This is a genomic window from Pseudomonas sp. HY2-MNA-CIBAN-0224, from assembly GCF_040310285.1.
Lineage (GTDB): Bacteria > Pseudomonadota > Gammaproteobacteria > Pseudomonadales > Pseudomonadaceae > Aquipseudomonas > Aquipseudomonas helleri.
In genome coordinates this window covers 1-333 of the sequence record NZ_JBEOPQ010000295.1, presented here as the reverse complement: position 1 = coordinate 333, position 333 = coordinate 1, and the positions used below count along the sequence as shown (strand labels likewise).

Here is a 333-nt window from a genome sequence, read left to right as displayed (position 1 = left end):
AGTCGGTTCAATGCAAAAGTGGTACAAGGCAACCAAGCGTACAGCTATATTTAATACTTCAAGCAAGGTTAACGCTGTCACACTTTTATAGTGAATTGACTATAGCACGGCTTTTGGGTATGAACCCAACACACGTAAATCCTTCACTAACGGGCGAATATCATTGATGGCCGCACTGACATTTGGATCGTTGATATGACCGTCCATATCAATAAAGAAGACATAGGCCCATTTATTAGGACGTTCAGGACGCGTCTCAATACTGGTCATCGACACGCCATGATAAGATAAGGGCTTTAAGATTTCGATAAGCGCGCCCGCTTTGTCATGAGC

The 333-nt window shown here is 43.5% G+C and carries 1 protein-coding gene; it reads right to left on the bottom strand.

From position 1 onward, the window contains the following. Positions 1 to 99: 99 nt before the first annotated feature. Positions 100 to 333: ACT domain-containing protein (locus AAEZ03_RS26470; RefSeq protein ID WP_350582734.1), on the bottom strand; the 234-nt coding region annotated here is incomplete at its 5' end.